At 43.7% G+C, this 16014-nt stretch carries 13 protein-coding genes; 7 read left to right on the forward strand and 6 right to left on the reverse strand.

Features of this window, described 5'->3' with window-relative positions; genetic code table 11:
• The first annotated feature begins 24 nt into the window (after positions 1 to 24).
• From MKY63_RS17075 to MKY63_RS17090, 4 genes are all read left to right on the forward strand, one after another.
• Positions 25 to 930 (forward strand): ABC transporter permease, encoded by a 906-nt coding sequence (locus MKY63_RS17075; RefSeq protein ID WP_051490985.1) that lies wholly within the window; start codon positions 25 to 27, stop codon positions 928 to 930.
• 19 nt (positions 931 to 949) lie between these two features.
• Positions 950 to 2800 (forward strand): oligopeptide ABC transporter substrate-binding protein, encoded by a 1851-nt coding sequence (locus tag MKY63_RS17080; protein WP_036677608.1) that lies wholly within the window; start codon positions 950 to 952, stop codon positions 2798 to 2800.
• A gap of 292 nt (positions 2801 to 3092) precedes the next feature.
• The gene (locus tag MKY63_RS17085) at positions 3093 to 5825 is read left to right on the forward strand and encodes a glycoside hydrolase family 9 protein (protein WP_076214765.1); all 2733 of its coding nucleotides are present in this window, start codon (positions 3093 to 3095) and stop codon (positions 5823 to 5825) included.
• 32 nt (positions 5826 to 5857) lie between these two features.
• Positions 5858 to 8842, forward strand: a complete 2985-nt coding sequence (locus tag MKY63_RS17090) for a glycoside hydrolase family 48 protein (protein WP_081388133.1) — start codon at positions 5858 to 5860, stop codon at positions 8840 to 8842.
• Between the two features lie 363 nt (positions 8843 to 9205).
• Here MKY63_RS17090 and mnmA read toward each other — a convergent pair whose 3' ends face one another.
• Positions 9206 to 10327 carry a tRNA 2-thiouridine(34) synthase MnmA gene (gene mnmA / locus MKY63_RS17095; protein WP_036677701.1) on the reverse strand — a complete coding sequence of 374 codons (1122 nt, stop codon included), beginning with the start codon at positions 10325 to 10327 and terminating at the stop codon, positions 9206 to 9208.
• Between the two features lie 294 nt (positions 10328 to 10621).
• Between mnmA and MKY63_RS17100 the strand changes: the two genes are divergently transcribed.
• A complete protein-coding gene (locus tag MKY63_RS17100; RefSeq protein ID WP_036677599.1) occupies positions 10622 to 11041 on the forward strand; it encodes an Rrf2 family transcriptional regulator in 420 nt (139 codons plus the stop codon).
• A 191-nt stretch (positions 11042 to 11232) separates the two neighbouring features.
• Here the strand turns inward: MKY63_RS17100 and MKY63_RS17105 are convergent, their stop codons facing one another.
• From MKY63_RS17105 to MKY63_RS17115, 3 genes are read right to left on the reverse strand one after another with little or no spacing between them, the layout of a single operon-like run.
• Complete coding sequence (locus MKY63_RS17105; protein ID WP_036677596.1) at positions 11233 to 11688, reverse strand: GNAT family N-acetyltransferase; 456 nt, start codon at positions 11686 to 11688, stop codon at positions 11233 to 11235.
• A gap of 42 nt (positions 11689 to 11730) precedes the next feature.
• Positions 11731 to 12375 carry a YitT family protein gene (locus tag MKY63_RS17110; protein ID WP_036677593.1) on the reverse strand — a complete coding sequence of 215 codons (645 nt, stop codon included), beginning with the start codon at positions 12373 to 12375 and terminating at the stop codon, positions 11731 to 11733.
• A complete protein-coding gene (locus MKY63_RS17115) occupies positions 12372 to 12818 on the reverse strand; it encodes a GNAT family N-acetyltransferase (protein WP_038572966.1) in 447 nt (148 codons plus the stop codon). The genes MKY63_RS17110 and MKY63_RS17115 overlap by 4 nt, the downstream gene beginning before the upstream one ends.
• Positions 12819 to 12946: 128 nt before the next feature.
• Between MKY63_RS17115 and MKY63_RS17120 the strand changes: the two genes are divergently transcribed.
• Positions 12947 to 13399, forward strand: coding sequence for a MarR family transcriptional regulator (locus MKY63_RS17120; protein WP_036677586.1), 453 nt, complete (start codon positions 12947 to 12949; stop codon positions 13397 to 13399).
• A 167-nt stretch (positions 13400 to 13566) separates the two neighbouring features.
• On the opposite strand, the gene MKY63_RS17125 is transcribed toward MKY63_RS17120, so the two are convergent.
• Positions 13567 to 14010 (reverse strand): carboxymuconolactone decarboxylase family protein, encoded by a 444-nt coding sequence (locus MKY63_RS17125; RefSeq protein WP_036677583.1) that lies wholly within the window; start codon positions 14008 to 14010, stop codon positions 13567 to 13569.
• Between the two features lie 288 nt (positions 14011 to 14298).
• Here MKY63_RS17125 and MKY63_RS17130 point away from each other — a divergent pair, with 288 nt between their 5' ends.
• Positions 14299 to 14448: a hypothetical protein gene (locus MKY63_RS17130; protein ID WP_155288181.1), complete on the forward strand. Its 150-nt coding sequence runs from the start codon at positions 14299 to 14301 to the stop codon at positions 14446 to 14448.
• Positions 14449 to 14652: 204 nt separating this feature from the next.
• Here the strand turns inward: MKY63_RS17130 and MKY63_RS17135 are convergent, their stop codons facing one another.
• The gene (locus tag MKY63_RS17135) at positions 14653 to 15897 is read right to left on the reverse strand and encodes a sialidase family protein (RefSeq protein WP_051490984.1); all 1245 of its coding nucleotides are present in this window, start codon (positions 15895 to 15897) and stop codon (positions 14653 to 14655) included.
• Positions 15898 to 16014: the final 117 nt, after the last annotated feature.

The raw sequence follows: 16014 nt of genomic DNA on the forward strand, positions 1-16014 counted from the left end.
GATGAACACTTTGGGGTGAATGAAATGGCAAAGACGAGCGCAGAGATAGCTCTGCTGCAGGAAACTGATAAAAGTCCATCGGGCTTCAAAATTGTTTGGCGGGAGATGGTGCGGGATAAGCTGGCACTGATCTCATTGATTTTCCTATTTACGATTATTGCTGCTGTATATGGGATCTCCTTATTTTTAGATCAGAAAGAAATTGTCACGGTTGACTTGTTCGCCCTATATGAGAAGCCTTCGGCTGTGCATTGGCTGGGGACTGATTATGGAGGACGGGATGTATTCGGTCAATTAATTATAGGAACACGAAATTCCATGTCTATTGCCTTTATGGTTACTTTTTTTACGGGAATTATCGGTATTCTGGTAGGTTTAGTCTCAGGTTACTTTGGGGGAACGGTAGATAATGTCGCGATGCGTATTGTGGATTTCTTCATGATTCTACCTTTTCTAATGATTGTTATAGCTTTTGTCAGCGCAGTTCCTAAGTACAATACATTGACCTTCTCCTTTATCATGACAGCATTTCTTTGGATGGGGATTGCCAGGCTAATTCGTTCCAAGACATTGCAAGAGAAGGAATTGGATTATGTTCAGGCATCTAAGACCCTAGGCTCCTCCAATCTAAAAATTATGTTCACGCAAGTTCTGCCGAACTTAAGCTCTATCATTATCGTAACGATGACCTTGAATCTGGCAGCTAATATTGGATTGGAATCAGGCCTATCCTTTCTAGGTTTTGGTTTTCCAGAAAGTACACCCAGTCTGGGTACTCTAGTAAGCTATGCGAGAAATCCGCAGACCCTTGAGTTCAGATGGTGGATCTGGTTACCCGCATCATTGCTGATCCTGGTATTGATGTTGAGTATAAATAATGTGGGTCAAGCGCTTAAACGTGCGACCGACGCAAGACAAAGAAAAGGATAATAAGGGAGGAAATGATTAAATGAGAAAAGCCATTCGTTCAAAAGCTTTACTAGTTTCATTAATGTTTGTAATGTTGTTCGCTCTTGCGGCTTGCGGCTCCAAGAACAACAACGAAGCGGCTGAATCAACAGCAGCTCCTAGCGCCAGCGCACCTGCGGCAACTGCAGAAGCAACGGCCGCGCCTGAGGCAGAAGACGGACTTTATAACATTAAAGATTTTAGTAACGTTAAGACTAACCAAGGTGAAGCTATTGACGGAGGGACAATTACATTTGGACTTGTTTCCGATAGTCCATTTGAAGGTACTTTGAACTGGAACTTCTATTCTGGAGATCCAGATGCTCAAGTTCTGAACTGGTTTGATGAAGGTTTGTTAACTTGGGATAAAGACTATGTATATACTAATGATGGTGCGGCTACTTATGAAGTTGCAGAAGATGGACGGACCTTTACCTTTACGATTCGCGACAATGTAAACTGGCAGGATGGTAAGCCAGTAACGGCTGAAGACTGGTTGTTCGCCCATGAAGTTATTGGTAATCCTGCTTATGATGGTCCTCGTTATGGTTCTGACTTCACTAATATTGAAGGCATGGATGAGTACCATTCCGGTAAAGCCAAGACCATATCCGGGATTAAAGTGCTGGGTGATAAGAAACTGCAGATTACTTATAAGCAATCTACACCTTCCTTGTTAACGGGTAGCGTATGGATTTATCCATTAGCCAAACATATCTTTGGCGGCATGGATGTTGCCAAAATCTCCTCTTCCCCTGAAGTCCGCCAAAAGCCAATTGGCTTCGGAGCTTTTAAAGTAGAGAGCATCGTTCCTGGTGAGTCTGTAGTATTTGTTAAGAATGAAGATTACTGGCGCGGAGCCCCAAAACTGGATAAAGTAATTTTGAAGGTTATCAACCCAACAACGATTGTACAAGAACTGAAATCTGGCGGAGTTGACTTGGTGGATTCCTTCCCTATTGATCAATTCCCGGATAATGCAAAGATGTCAAACGTTGAATTCCTCGGTGCGGTTGATCGTGCTTATACGTATATAGGCTTTAAGCTTGGTAAATGGGATGCAGAGAAAAAGGTTGTTGCAACAGATCCTAAAGCTAAAATGGCGGATGTAAATCTGCGTAAAGCCATGTGGGCTGCCGTAGATAATGATACTGTCGGTAAGAAGTTTTATAATGGACTTCGCTGGAATGCGACTACGTTGATCCCACCTTCCCATCCTGAATTCCATGATGCTTCCAATCCAGGTGTAGCTTATGATCCAGAAGCAGCTAAGAAGATCCTGGATGACGCTGGTTACAAACTAAACGGTGAATTTAGAACGAATCCAGATGGCAGCGAGCTGAAGATTAATTTCATTTCGATGACTGGTGGAGACATTGCTGAGCCGCTGGCTCAATATTATGTACAATCCTGGAAAGCGATTGGTCTGAATGTAACTTTGGAAATGGTAGAGTTTAATACCTTCTATGATCGCATAGGTCAAAATGGTGAGGATGATCCTACTGTTGATGTGTACCAAGGCGCTTGGGGTGTAGGGATTGACGTTGACCCATCAGGTCTGTATGGCAAAGATGCAATCTATAACTTCCCGCGTTACTCGAGTGCAGAGAACGATCGTTTGCTCGCCGAAGGGATCTCCGAGGCTGCATTTGATGTAGACAAACGTAAAGAAATCTATAAAGAGTGGCAACAATTTATGGTTGATGAGATTCCAGTATTCCCAACACTTTATCGTGCTGTAATAGTGCCGGTTAATAACCGCGTCCTGAATTATTGGGCTGTTGGTGATGGAGTTGAAATCTATTATAACGACATTGCGGTTTCTGCAGATAAAGCTGCGGTAGCTCAGTAAGAGGGTATTAATGAACAGCAGTTCAAGGAGAGATCCTGAGCTGCTGTTTTTTATTTTTCATTAAATTAACAATAATTCCTATATTTTGTGCATTATTTACTGTAAAAATATAGTGTTTTAATGAAAGATATGGTATATTTTGGGTGAGAGCGAAACTTTCGCTTAAATATAGCTCTTAGAGAGAGGTGAGTGGATGATCTCAATGACGGGTACCTGATTCAAGTGAGGGAGGTGTTACGGGACTGAGGTGTAATCTTTCTTGTGGCATTCACTGAAGAGAGGGGCAGTAGAAATGATCAAGAGGTATAGGAAACAAGGACTGGTGTTCAGTTTGTTGTTTACGCTTACATTTTGTTCAAATGCTGCATTTCAACCGGCGATAGCAGAGGCGGCGGCCGGAGACTACAACTATGCGGAGGTTCTTCAAAAATCTATTTATTTCTACGAAACCCAGCGGTCTGGTGAATTGCCAGATAACAATCGGGTGGAATGGCGGGGCGATTCCGGTCTTTTGGACGGGGCGGATGTGGGACATGATCTGACTGGTGGTTGGTATGATGCCGGTGATCACGTTAAATTCGGTCTGCCTATGGCTTATTCTACGACGATGCTGGCGTGGTCGGTTTATGAGTACAAGCAAGGATATGAGGGGTCTGGGCAGCTGGAGGAAATATTAGACAATATTCGCTGGGCAACCGATTATTTTGTAAAAGCTCATACCGCTCCTAACGAGCTGTGGGGACAAGTTGGTAATGGAACAACCGATCATAATTGGTGGGGACCCGCAGAAGTCATGCAGATGCAGAGACCTTCCTACAAAATTGATGCCACTCATCCCGGATCAGATCTTGCCGCAGAAACAGCTGCAGCGTTAGCTTCAGCATCCATTATTTTCAGGGATACGGATGCCGTATATGCGGACAAGCTGCTGCTGCATGCTAAACAGCTTTACAATTTTGCTGACACTTACCGCGGCTCCTATTCCGACAGCATTACCGATGCCAAACAATATTATAATTCTTGGAGCGGTTATGCGGATGAATTGAGCTGGGGGGCTGTCTGGTTGTATTTGGCGACTAACGATCAGCAGTATCTCAATAAGGCTATTGCAGCAAGTGATCAATGGGGAACGAATCAGGCTGGAAACTGGGGTTATCAGTGGACGCAGTCTTGGGACGACAAGCATTATGGCGCTCAATTACTGTTGGCACGAATCACCGGGCAGACCAAGTTCATTCAATCCACTGAACGGAATATGCAGTATTGGACGACTGGAGTGGGTGGAACAAGTGACCGTGTTGCCTATACACCTGGCGGACTAGCCCATCTGGATCAATGGGGCGCATTGCGTTATGCAGCCAATCAGGCTTTTATGGCCTTCGTTTACTCGGACTGGGTGAGCGATCCGGTGAAGAAAGATACGGCGCGTTCTTTCGCGGAGAGACAAATTACGTATATGCTTGGCGACAATCCACGAAACAGCAGTTATGTTATCGGTTATGGTAATAATTCTCCTCAGCATCCCCATCATCGAACCTCACATGGATCATGGAATGATAGTCAGACCGTTCCGGTAAATCATCGCCATGTCTTGTACGGAGCGCTAGTTGGAGGCCCGTCCAAAACAGACAGCTACACCGACTCCATTAACGATTATGTCTCGAATGAAGTTGCAACCGATTACAATGCAGCTTTTACAGGAGCTATTGCAAAAATGGTGCTGCTGCATGGACAAGGGCAACAGCCGCTTGCGCAATTTCCACCTGCAGAGACACGTGAAGATGAGATGTTTGTCGAAGCCTCTGTGAATGCTAGTGGCAGCAACTTCGTAGAGATTCGAGCATTGCTGAATAACCGTACGGGCTGGCCGGCACGGGCCAGTAAAGAGATGTCTTTTAACTACTATGTGGATCTTAGTGAAGCGATAGCGGCTGGTTATGCTCCTGAGGATATTACGGTTACGGCGGGAGGCTACAATCAGGGTGGAACGGTGTCTGCACTTCAGCCTTACGATGCAGCTAACCATATCTACTATACTAAGGTTGATTTTACAGGTACTTTAATTTATCCGGGTGGACAATCTGCTCATCGTAAGGAGATTCAATTCCGAATTGCAGCCCCGCTGAACACTAACTTCTGGAATAATGCTAATGATTTTTCATTCCAAGGTGTGGTAGCTCAAGGAGCAACTCCTGTTAAAACAGCGAACATTCCGGTGTTTGATGCAGGTGTGCACATGTATGGAGAACTTCCAGCGGGTGGTGGACAACCTGGAGAACCTCAAGTCCCTGCACGTCCGACTAATGTTCAGGCAGTAGCAGGTAATGGGACTGTCCATTTGACTTGGAATGCCATTAGCGGGGTTAGTGAATATACCGTTAAACGCAGTGAAGTGAGTGGAGGCCCGTATACGGTGCTTGAGAATGTCATGGGAACGGATTACATGGATAGTGGACGGGTGAACGGAACCACTTATTATTATGTGATCACTGCCACGAATAGTGTAGGGGAGAGCTTGCCATCTATACAGGTTAGTGCCAAACCCCAAGAAACAACACAGCCCACAACGGGGAATTTGAAGGTGCAATATCGTACGAATGATACGAATGCCAGTGATGGACAGCTGCGCCCTCAGTTCCGAATTATGAATACAGGAACCGAGTCTGTGGCACTTAGCGGCTTGAAGCTGCGTTATTATTTCACTGTGGATGGGGATAAACCACAACAGTTTCATTGTGATTATGCTGTAGTGGGCAGTGGTAATTTAAGCGGCAGTTTTGTTAAGCTGAATCCCGCCAGTACGGGCGCGGATTATTATCTGGAGATTTCTTTTGGTGCAGGGGCTGGAAGCGTAGCGCCTGGTGGAGATAGCGGCGAGATTCAGGCTCGCACCAATAAGACGGACTGGACGGCTTACAATGAAACGGATGATTATTCCTACAGCGCGGTTCAGCAGACATTTGCCGATTGGAATAAAGTTACACTTTATCAAGGTGAAACACTTGTATGGGGCTTAGAACCATAAATATATCCAAGAGAGGGAGCTTGCCTAAGATGATGAAATTGAGCTTAATAAAGAAGCCTGTTTCTGTAATGATGGCCGCAGTCCTGTTTCTCTCACTCATGACCGGTCTATTTAATTTTAGACCTCAGACTGCTCACGCTTCTACTACGGAGCAGACGCGATTTCTGCAATTATATGCGCAGCTAAAAGACCCCGCAAATGGTTATTTCTCTGCTGAAGGAGTACCTTATCATGCGGTAGAGACCTTGATGAGTGAAGCCCCTGATTACGGACATATGACGACCTCAGAAGCTTACAGTTATTGGATGTGGCTTGAGGTACTCTATGGTTATCACACAGGGGACTGGACTAAGCTGGAATCAGCTTGGGACAACATGGAGAAGTATATCATCCCTATTAACGAAGGTGATGGCAAGGAAGAGCAGCCAACCATGAGTTATTACAATCCGAACAGCCCGGCTACGTATGCAGCGGAGCATGCTCAGCCGGATCAGTATCCAAGTCAGCTAGGTGGCCAGTATGCAGCAGGTAAAGATCCGCTAGATGCTGAATTGAAGGCGACGTATGGCAACAACCAGACCTACTTGATGCACTGGCTGGTAGACGTGGACAACTGGTACGGCTTCGGCAACTTGCTGAATCCTACGCATACAGCCGCTTATGTGAATACATTCCAACGGGGTGAACAAGAGTCCGTTTGGGAGGCGGTCCCTCACCCGTCTCAAGATGACAAAACGTTCGGAAAAGCAAACGAAGGCTTCATGAGCCTGTTCACAAAAGAAGCTAACGTGCCTTCCGCTCAATGGCGTTACACGAATGCTACAGATGCCGATGCACGGGCAGTACAAGCAATGTACTGGGCTAAAGAGCTCGGCTACAACAATACAGTGTATTTGAATAAAGCTAAGAAAATGGGCGATTTCCTGCGGTACGGTATGTATGATAAATACTTCCAAAAAGTAGGAAGTGCAGCTACTGACGGCACACCTGATGCCGGGACTGGCAAAGATTCCAATCAATATCTTCTGGCTTGGTATACCGCATGGGGCGGTGGACTTGGAGCTACAGGAAACTGGGCTTGGAGAATCGGGGCGAGCCATGCCCACCAAGGGTATCAGAATGTCGTGGCTGCCTACGCACTTTCTGATTCGGATGGTGGTCTGATCCCGTCATCAGCTACAGCTGGACAGGATTGGGAAAATTCTCTGAAACGTCAATTGGAATTCTATACTTGGCTGCAGTCCTCTGAAGGGGCAATTGCCGGAGGAGCGACCAATAGTTATCAAGGCGCCTACAAGGCTTATCCAGCCGGAACCAGTACTTTTTATGGCATGGCATATGACGAAGCTCCAGTCTACCACGATCCTCCATCCAATAACTGGTTCGGGATGCAGGCATGGAGTGTGGAGCGGGTAGCAGAGCTGTACTATATCCTTGCTTCTAACGGAGACACTACATCTGAAAACTTTCAAATGGCAAAACAAGTTATAGAAAATTGGGTAGATTGGTCTAAAGATTATGCCTTTGCCAACAAACGTCCAGTTACGGATGCTGAAGGTTACTACCTGAACAGTCAAGGTAATCGAATTCTTGGAGGAGACAACCCACAAGTGGCAACAGTCTCTGCACCAGGAGAGTTCTGGATTCCAGGTAATGTGGAATGGACAGGACAACCTAATACGTGGAATGGCTTCAGTGGTTCTGCAGCAAACAGTAACCTGAAAGCCGTAACTAAGAGTCCAAGCCAAGATACAGGTGTACTGGGCAGCTATATTAAGGCACTTACCTTCTATGCGGCTGGCACCAAAGCTGAAAATGGCAGCTACAGTACTCTGGGAGGAGAGGCTCAGGTACTGGCTAAATCTTTGTTAGACACGGCATGGGGTTATAACGATGGAGTTGGTATTGCAACTACCGAAAGCCGTGGAGATTATTCTCGCTATTTCACTAAAGAAGTCTATTTCCCAAGCGGTTGGACAGGTACATTCGGCCAAGGAAATACGATCCCTGGTTCATCTACAGTGTCTTCCGATCCAGCTAAAGGCGGAAACGGGGTATACGCAAGCTATACCGATATCCGTCCAAATATCGTGAATGACTCCAAGTGGCAATATTTGCTGGACAAATACAATACTTCTTTTAATAAAGTGACTAAAACTTGGGACAATGGAGCCCCTGAATTTACCTACCATCGCTTCTGGTCGCAAGTAGATATGGCAACTGCTTATGCTGAATACGATCGACTGATCAACAGCAGTGTGCCTACTGAGCCAGTAGCTCCAAAAGCACCTTCCAAACCAAGTGTGGTCGCTGGTAACAAAGTTGTAGATCTTAGTTGGAACAACGTAACTGGAGCTACTAGCTACACTGTGAAAAGAGCTGCGACAACTGGTGGCCCTTACAGCGATGTGGCTGTTGTCACTCAGGCGACTTACAATGACGCTTCAGTGGTTAACGGTACGGATTACTACTACGTAGTTAGTGCTTCCAACGTGGTTGGAGAGAGCCCAAATTCGCTTGAGGTTCACGCCAAGCCTATTGATGTGCCGATTCCGGTACAAGGAGATTTGCTGGTGAAATACCGGACAAGTGATACCAATCCGGGAGATAATCAGTTCCGCCCGCAGCTGCAAATTGTTAACAATGGGGATACGGCTGTAGCGCTTAGCGATGTAAAGCTGCGGTATTATTACACGATTGATGGCGATAAACCTCAACAATTTAATGTTGACTATGCTAACATCGGTGGAAGTAATATACAGGGAACATTCGTGAAGGTGGACCCTGCCAAAACTGGAGCGGATTATTATTTAGAAATCTCCTTCGGCGCAGGTGCAGGCAGTCTTGCACCGGGAGCCAACACGGGTGATATCCAGATCCGGGTCAACAAAACGGATTGGAGCAATTACAACGAGGTTGGAGACTACTCTTATGATCCTGCCAAAACATCGTACACGGAATGGAATCATGTGCCGTTGTATTTGAATGGTGATCTAGCATGGGGACTTGAGCCTTAAAGTCTAAATAAGGGAAGCCCTAGCCATTTGGCTGGGGCTTTTTTTAGTAATTGGCTAGTTAGCGACTGCGACTAAATGTGGCTTCATATCCATTTTAATTGTATTTTTTACAACTAAAATACACCCTAGCCGCGCCAACGTAATTTAGTTGCACTTCATACAACTATTTATCAGTATATGGGTATTTATTGAGGTATAAGCTCAGTTTAACTGTACAATATACAACTAAAACCCAAAAAGAAATAAAAAAGCACGAAATAGCTGTATTAAATACAACTATTTCGTGCTTTGGTACGTTTGTTAGATATTGTGAGTTACTACGATTACTTGTAGATCAAGCTTTTATAGAAGCTTGGTTTACATTCACACTTGTGCTGAAGGAACAACCTTCTCCGCATATTCTATCGTTCCGCCGCCGAGACATTGTTCGCCGAGATAGAAGACAACAGCTTGACCAGGTGTGATAGCTTTTTGTGGAACATCAAAGGCTACAGTTATTGTTCCATCTTCACGCGCTGTAAGGGTCACGCCTTGATCTGGCTGGCGATACCGGAATTTGGCGGTGCATTTCAGCGGCTCTTGCCCAAGCTCTTGACCGTCAATCCAGTTAACACCGGAAGCAATCAGGCTAGTGGAGTACAGGCTATGGTGCTTGTCTCCTTGTACTACATAAAGAATGTTGCGGCTAAGGTCTTTCTCAGCTACAAACCACGGTTCGCCGTTGCCAGAGCCACCAATACCAAGGCCTTGGCGTTGGCCTAACGTGTAATACATAAGTCCGTCGTGGCGGCCTTTGATCTCTCCAGTTACTATGTCAACCATATCGCCAGCTTGTGCCGGGAGATATTGACTGAGGAATTCGCGGAAGTTGCGCTCGCCGATAAAGCAGACGCCTGTGCTATCTTTTTTCTTGGCAGTGTAAAGTCCTGCTTCTTCAGCAATTCTCCGCACTTCAGGTTTCGGCAGATGTCCAATAGGGAACATTGTTTTAGAGAGTTGATGTTGCCCCAGTGCATTCAGGAAATAGGTTTGATCCTTATTGTTGTCTACGCCGCGGAGCAGCTTGTACACACCATCTTCTTCTATAACACGTGCGTAATGTCCAGTTGCGACATAATCGGCACCAAGCTGAAGAGCTTTGTTCAAAAATTCTCCAAACTTAATCTCGCGGTTGCACATGACGTCAGGATTTGGCGTCCGGCCGGCCTTATATTCATCGAGAAAATAAGAAAATACCTTATCAAAGTATTCCTTCTCGAAATTAACGGTATAGTAAGGAATATCAATCTGCTCGCATACGCGGCGAACATCCTCTGCATCGCTTTCGGCCGTACATACTCCGAATTCGTCGGTATCGTCCCAGTTCTTCATGAAGATGCCGATGACGTCATAGCCCTGCTGCTTGAGCAGAAGCGCCGTGACGGAGGAATCGACCCCTCCGGACATGCCGACGACGACACGGGTGTCTTGTTTTGCTTTTGTCATCGTAATCACCATTTCTGTACCCAAAATACCGGTCATTCATGGAACACCCGGCTCAAAATGTATTATAACATACCTGTCTACTCTAAACCTCTGAAATAAGAGACTGGAAACAACAAAATGTCCACCTGGGGTGAACATTCTCGTAAAATGTTTCGTTTACCATTTCATTTGTGACTTCGGATATGATAACATAAACTGAGAGTAATTATCGGAATACCTTGATATGACAATCAAAATGACTTGCCGAATCAATAGTATACAATAATCAGACATTAAACTGAAAGAGGTGCCCCTTTGAAAATATCAACCAAAGGTCGTTACGGACTAACAATTATGATGGAGCTTGCACTGAAATTTGGTGAAGGACCAACTTCACTTAAGAGTATCGCTGAGAAAAATGGTCTTTCCGAGCATTATCTGGAGCAACTAATAGCTCCTCTGCGCAATGCAGGACTTGTAAAAAGTATTCGTGGAGCATATGGAGGATACATTTTGTCGCGTGAGGCGAACGCTATCACTGCCGGTGATATCATCCGTGTGCTGGAGGGCCCTATCTCTCCTGTAGACTTCACGGAAGAGGACGATGCAGCGAAACGGGATTTATGGTTGCGTATTCGTGACAGCATTGCCGATGTGCTGGATTCCACAACACTTTATGATTTGATTAACTACAAAGAAGAGAGTTTGGCTGACAATTACATGTTTTATATTTAGTCCTCGAATGAAAGATATTCCAAAAAAATAATGTGTCAACGTTTAGGCTCCCATTTGGGAGTCTTTTTTATCTGCGATTCTATTTGTTCTTACGCTTATTAAAGAGCGCGATCCAGCAGCAAGAGGCTCCGATGAACGCTGCGAGAATCGGTATCCATTGATTAGTAGTCAAATTAGCATCTCCATAGTGCTTATAATTCTTTCGTCATAAAAACACTATAGGGGTCTTCAATGTAATCTGCAAACGGACTACAGTATTCAAATCCATATTGTTCATATAATTTTCTAGCTGCTTCGAACCCTTCAGTGGATCCGGTTTCTAAGCTCAGCCGCCGATAGCCTTGTTGCTTAGCTTCCTTAATGATATGGGCAAGCATTTTAGATGCAATGCCCTTCCTAAGATGCTTGGTAGAAGTACGCATGGATTTGATTTCACCATGATGGCTACCCAGGTCTTTAAGAGCACCGCAACCTAAGAGTTCGCCCTGCTCCCAGGCGCTCCAGAAGGTAATTTCAGGTGTTTTTAATTTATCTAAATTCAACGCATGTACACTCTCTGGCGGGGATTGCTCAAACATGCTCTGCAGATGTTCACTGATCAATGCTATGATTTCGGTTCCGGTTAAGTTATCGATTCTAATCTCCATATTATTCACTCCCAATGATAAGATTATGGTTTGCTCTATATATCATATTTCTTTAGCGGAGTCCGCTGTTGTATGTTGTAGCAATCGGTCCAAGGCTTTCTGTATAAGTGGCATAAAGTAATTAAGAATTAAGCCGCCTAAACAAATGGTAAGTAGAGTGCCAATCCCAATAGGCCCATTGAAAATAATGGCGGCAAATAAGAAAACCAGATAAATGATTGTTCTAGTAAATAGTATACTAAGCCTAGTTATCGTTTGCAGTACTAATGTTAGTCGGTCCACTGGAATCGGTGCGAAATTTGCGTACAAATAAATGGATGTACCTAATCCAATTGCGATTAATCCTAAACCATAAAAGGCGATTTTACTGATCCACAGATTAGGCTCGATCAGATTGTTTAACAAAAAAAGCCACATATCGATACCAATGCCTGCTATAAATGCAGTTACCAACCCTAATAATTCTGGTCTTTGCTTGGATAAACATGAATTACATCCAATCAATAGGCATGCGATCAGCACCTCCCAACTGCCTACTGTAAGACCGACATTTTGGGATAGACCGACTAAAAGTGCATCAAAAGGGGACGCTCCAAGATCGGAGATTATTGTTAGTGAAACGCCTAGGGTTAAGATGAAAATTCCGCAAGTGAAAATGGAAAACGTAGTTACACTAAACTTCTTCATTCTATTGAAGCAGAAAGATCTTTAATCATTAAAAGATGAGGGATGCCATCCTCCATAAATTCAGTAGATGAAGCCCGATAACCAAGTTTCTTATAGAACCCCTCTGCCTGAGTTTGCCCGTGCAATTTAACCTTTTGATGCCCCTTTTCAACCACGATCTCTTCTAATGCAGAAATAATTTTTTTCCCAATTCCAAATTTACGATAAGGTTCTAGGATGCAAATACGCTCTAACTTACCTAATCCATCAAGAAAGCGGATCCTTCCTGTGGCAACTGGTTGCCCATCATAATAGGCGAGAACATGCTCACATTCTCCATTCAGCGTATCGAATTCATCAAATTCATCATTAAGGGGTACGCCTTGTTCCTCAACAAATACTTTTTTTCTTATTGAAAATGCAGCTTCAAGTTCCTCGATTAGTGTAATTCTTTTAAGATTCATTCTTGCTTACTCCATTCTGTATTTGTTTTTTTTAGGAAAAACGTCATAATGAATTAACGACAATTATAAGTATATATATAATCAATATTGTTGTAAATACAACATTATTGGAAGTGGTAGGTGATTGAATGAAGGAGATACTTCGTGAAGTTGGAATGATAGCGAGGGCATTAGATTCCATAAGTAATATAGAGTTCAAGGAATTAGAGCTTACAAAGGGGCAGTATTTATATCTGGTCCGGATATATGAGAATCCAGGTATTATTCAAGAAAAGCTGTCGGAAATGATAAAGGTGGACCGAACAACAGCAGCGCGTGCGATTCAGAAACTTGAAATCCAAGGTTTTATTGAAAAGAAAGACGATGAAACCAACAAAAAAATAAAAAGGTTATTCACAACTGAAAAAGGTAAACAAGCCTATTCTTTTCTGAAGAGAGAAGGGGAACATACCGACTTGGTTGCGTTAGCAGGATTATCTGAAAAAGAAACGGAAGTATTGTTTCAACTCTTGCAAAGGGTTAGGAAAAATGTTGAGGTTGAGTGGGAATACGTAAAGAAGGGAAATAAAAGAGAGTACTAAAATCAGCAATTGTTATTGAACTAACCCAACGCGATCGCATGAAAAAATGCCTTGCTAGTGATAATACTGGCAGGGCATGTTAATGTGATGATCTATATATCAACGGAGCCGTGGAACGTGCGGAGCGGAGAATAAAAAAAACACCCTAAGGTGTTCTTTGAGGGTAATTATTGTTCTGCGGGTGTATTTCCCATTGCAATAGAAATTCTGTTCCAACTGTTGATTTGATTAATGACCAGTACAAGATCAATATATTGCTTCTCATCGTATTGTTCACGTACTCGTTTATATAGCTCATCAGGAACTCTTTTGGAAGGGATTAGCGTAATATGCTCAGATAGTTCGAGAGCAACCTTCTCTTCAGGTGTATAAAAAGTACATTCCTCCCAAACATTTAAACAATAAATTCGTTGTTCGGTTTCACCCATTTTACGAGCTTCGGATGTATGCATATCTATGCAGAAAGCACATCCGTTAATTTGAGAAACTCTGATTTTGATAAGTTCTCTTGTAGTCCGATTAATCGTAGATTTTTTGGTGTACATCTCCATATCCATCATGATTTTCATACCCTCAGGTGCAACTTCATTGTAGGCAACTCTTTGACTCATTTGGCAAGACTCCTTAGGCTTTAGTTTAGGAATAGTATAACTTTATTTTAACACTATTATTCTTTATATGCGAACATTTGTGCTTATTTACTTATGAGAAGGCAGAAATCACCGATGACCTCTGCATTGGTATACATAATGTTCCAAATCTAGTATTCTAGTAAGAAGATTTTATACGGATGATGTGAAATACATAGGAGCCCGTAATGAGACGTAGTTAACATAATAATACTCAAAATGAGGTGTTTTAAAATGGGCAAGAATTATCGTTGGAGGCACGAGAAAGGAATGGGAGTATTTCGAATGTTTGGTGTGATATTTATTTTTACTCTAATGCTTAAGGGCGTCACGTTATTGGTTCAGGGAATGGAGAGTCTGGTAAGAAATACATATGAATTTGGTTATGCTTTTGGATCTTTATTAGAGAAGGTTTTTTAACTGAAAAATCGAACATATGTAATATCAAAGCCCAGTATGCTATGGATCTTGCCAGAGTGGGAATCGGCGATGATGCGGATGCGAAAGCTCAGCGTAACAGCGTTCAAGTTCATGAAAATATTTTCTTTTTCATTACCTGCACTAAAAAGCCTATCGCCTAATCCCCGGCAATAGACTTTTTATGATGTGGGCAGCCAGCCCCAATCAAGTAATAACTACATCGGAATATCCCGCAAAAATAGTCTGTGTTCCCGGACTAGTATCTGTCCATACGCCGATATATCCTCCAGGCGGAACGGAAGTGATATCAATATAATCCCCTATTAAGGTTACAGGTCCTGTACCTCCAGCATTCGGATCGAAGGAAACGTTAGTTATTCTAGTGTTGGTAAATGTTTGTCCACCGTTAATGGATCGCGCAACATATACATCTAGCAAAAATCCGTTAACCTGATTGCTGTAATAGATCACATTTACTACGCCCGTCAAAGGGTCGACATCGATCGCAGGAAAAAAGTTCTGAGATCCCGCGGGTGCACCGGTAATACTAACGGGAGTGCTCCAAGTCATGCCCCTGTCGTTTGAAATGGACATGAATACATCAGAGTACCCTTGGCGGAAATCCTGCCAGATGGTATACACACGGTTGGTAAAGGGTCCGACTGATCGATCGGTTGAAATATTCGCAAATGTTAAGACCCGAAAAGCATAGCCGGGAACGGGCAGGACTATGGGCACAGGTACGATCGTGGACACAAGAACAGGGGCGCCAAACGTTGTTCCACCATCCAAAGAAGTTCTGATCACAAATCGGAATTCCGGATTTGTCGTAATCCATGCTCCATACACGCTGCCTATCAAATCCACAGCCACATCGGGACGTTCTACCTGATTAGCTTCACTGGAAAGCAGGATGGGAGTGTCCCATGTGGCTCCATTATCACGAGATCGACTAAGAAAAGCTGTCGAGTTACCTCCGTTAGCTACATTGAACTGATGATTGTAAGAAACATAGATATTTCCTAAATATGGGCTAGATTGTCCTACATCGATTGTGATATTTGTTTCGTCATTATTAATGTAGGTTCCATACCCGCTACTTACAATTACAGGGCTGCTGAAATTAGTACCATTGTTGGTGGAAATATAGAATATAGTTGTTCCGTCTGAAGCGCCTGGAAAAGCATGTGCAGAAATGGCAAATGTATTCGGAAAGGAGTACGCAACAGCAGGTGCTTCGGCCCCTGTAAATCCTGGAGGCAGAGGTAGTAAAGCTTGTGACCAGTTGGCACCGCCATCTAACGAGCGATACATCCCTATTAATGGAACTCCGGTTGTAGTGTCTACAGCTACAGCAATCATGATCCCGGGAATAAGCAGATTCACAGCAACATAGGGTTCAAACTTTGGTGGCAAACCTGTAGTGACCTGAAAATTGAAATTGGTCATTGTCACCTCTCCTTTTTCATCTTTAATCTATGTTATGAAAAAAGCGGGAAAGGAACTGTATACCTGTCTATTTGGCTATTATTCCACGTGTTAACCCCTCCTCTTGCCTCACAACTA

The sequence above is a fragment of the Paenibacillus sp. FSL R7-0189 genome (assembly GCF_037969925.1).
GTDB lineage: Bacteria > Bacillota > Bacilli > Paenibacillales > Paenibacillaceae > Paenibacillus_AQ > Paenibacillus_AQ odorifer.

Excerpts from the sequence above, each read along its gene's own strand:
- MKY63_RS17075 (WP_051490985.1), top strand. The coding sequence starts at position 25 with ATGGCAAAGACGAGCGCAGAGATAGCTCTGCTGCAGGAAACTGATAAA.
- MKY63_RS17080 (WP_036677608.1), top strand. The coding sequence starts at position 950 with ATGAGAAAAGCCATTCGTTCAAAAGCTTTACTAGTTTCATTAATGTTT.
- MKY63_RS17085 (WP_076214765.1), top strand. The coding sequence starts at position 3,093 with ATGATCAAGAGGTATAGGAAACAAGGACTGGTGTTCAGTTTGTTGTTT.
- MKY63_RS17090 (WP_081388133.1), top strand. The coding sequence starts at position 5,858 with ATGAAATTGAGCTTAATAAAGAAGCCTGTTTCTGTAATGATGGCCGCA.
- mnmA (WP_036677701.1), bottom strand. The coding sequence starts at position 10,327 with ATGACAAAAGCAAAACAAGACACCCGTGTCGTCGTCGGCATGTCCGGA.
- MKY63_RS17105 (WP_036677596.1), bottom strand. The coding sequence starts at position 11,688 with ATGGAGATTAGAATCGATAACTTAACCGGAACCGAAATCATAGCATTG.
- MKY63_RS17110 (WP_036677593.1), bottom strand. The coding sequence starts at position 12,375 with ATGAAGAAGTTTAGTGTAACTACGTTTTCCATTTTCACTTGCGGAATT.
- MKY63_RS17115 (WP_038572966.1), bottom strand. The coding sequence starts at position 12,818 with ATGAATCTTAAAAGAATTACACTAATCGAGGAACTTGAAGCTGCATTT.
- MKY63_RS17120 (WP_036677586.1), top strand. The coding sequence starts at position 12,947 with ATGAAGGAGATACTTCGTGAAGTTGGAATGATAGCGAGGGCATTAGAT.
- MKY63_RS17125 (WP_036677583.1), bottom strand. The coding sequence starts at position 14,010 with ATGAGTCAAAGAGTTGCCTACAATGAAGTTGCACCTGAGGGTATGAAA.
- MKY63_RS17130 (WP_155288181.1), top strand. The coding sequence starts at position 14,299 with ATGGGAGTATTTCGAATGTTTGGTGTGATATTTATTTTTACTCTAATG.
- MKY63_RS17135 (WP_051490984.1), bottom strand. The coding sequence starts at position 15,897 with ATGACCAATTTCAATTTTCAGGTCACTACAGGTTTGCCACCAAAGTTT.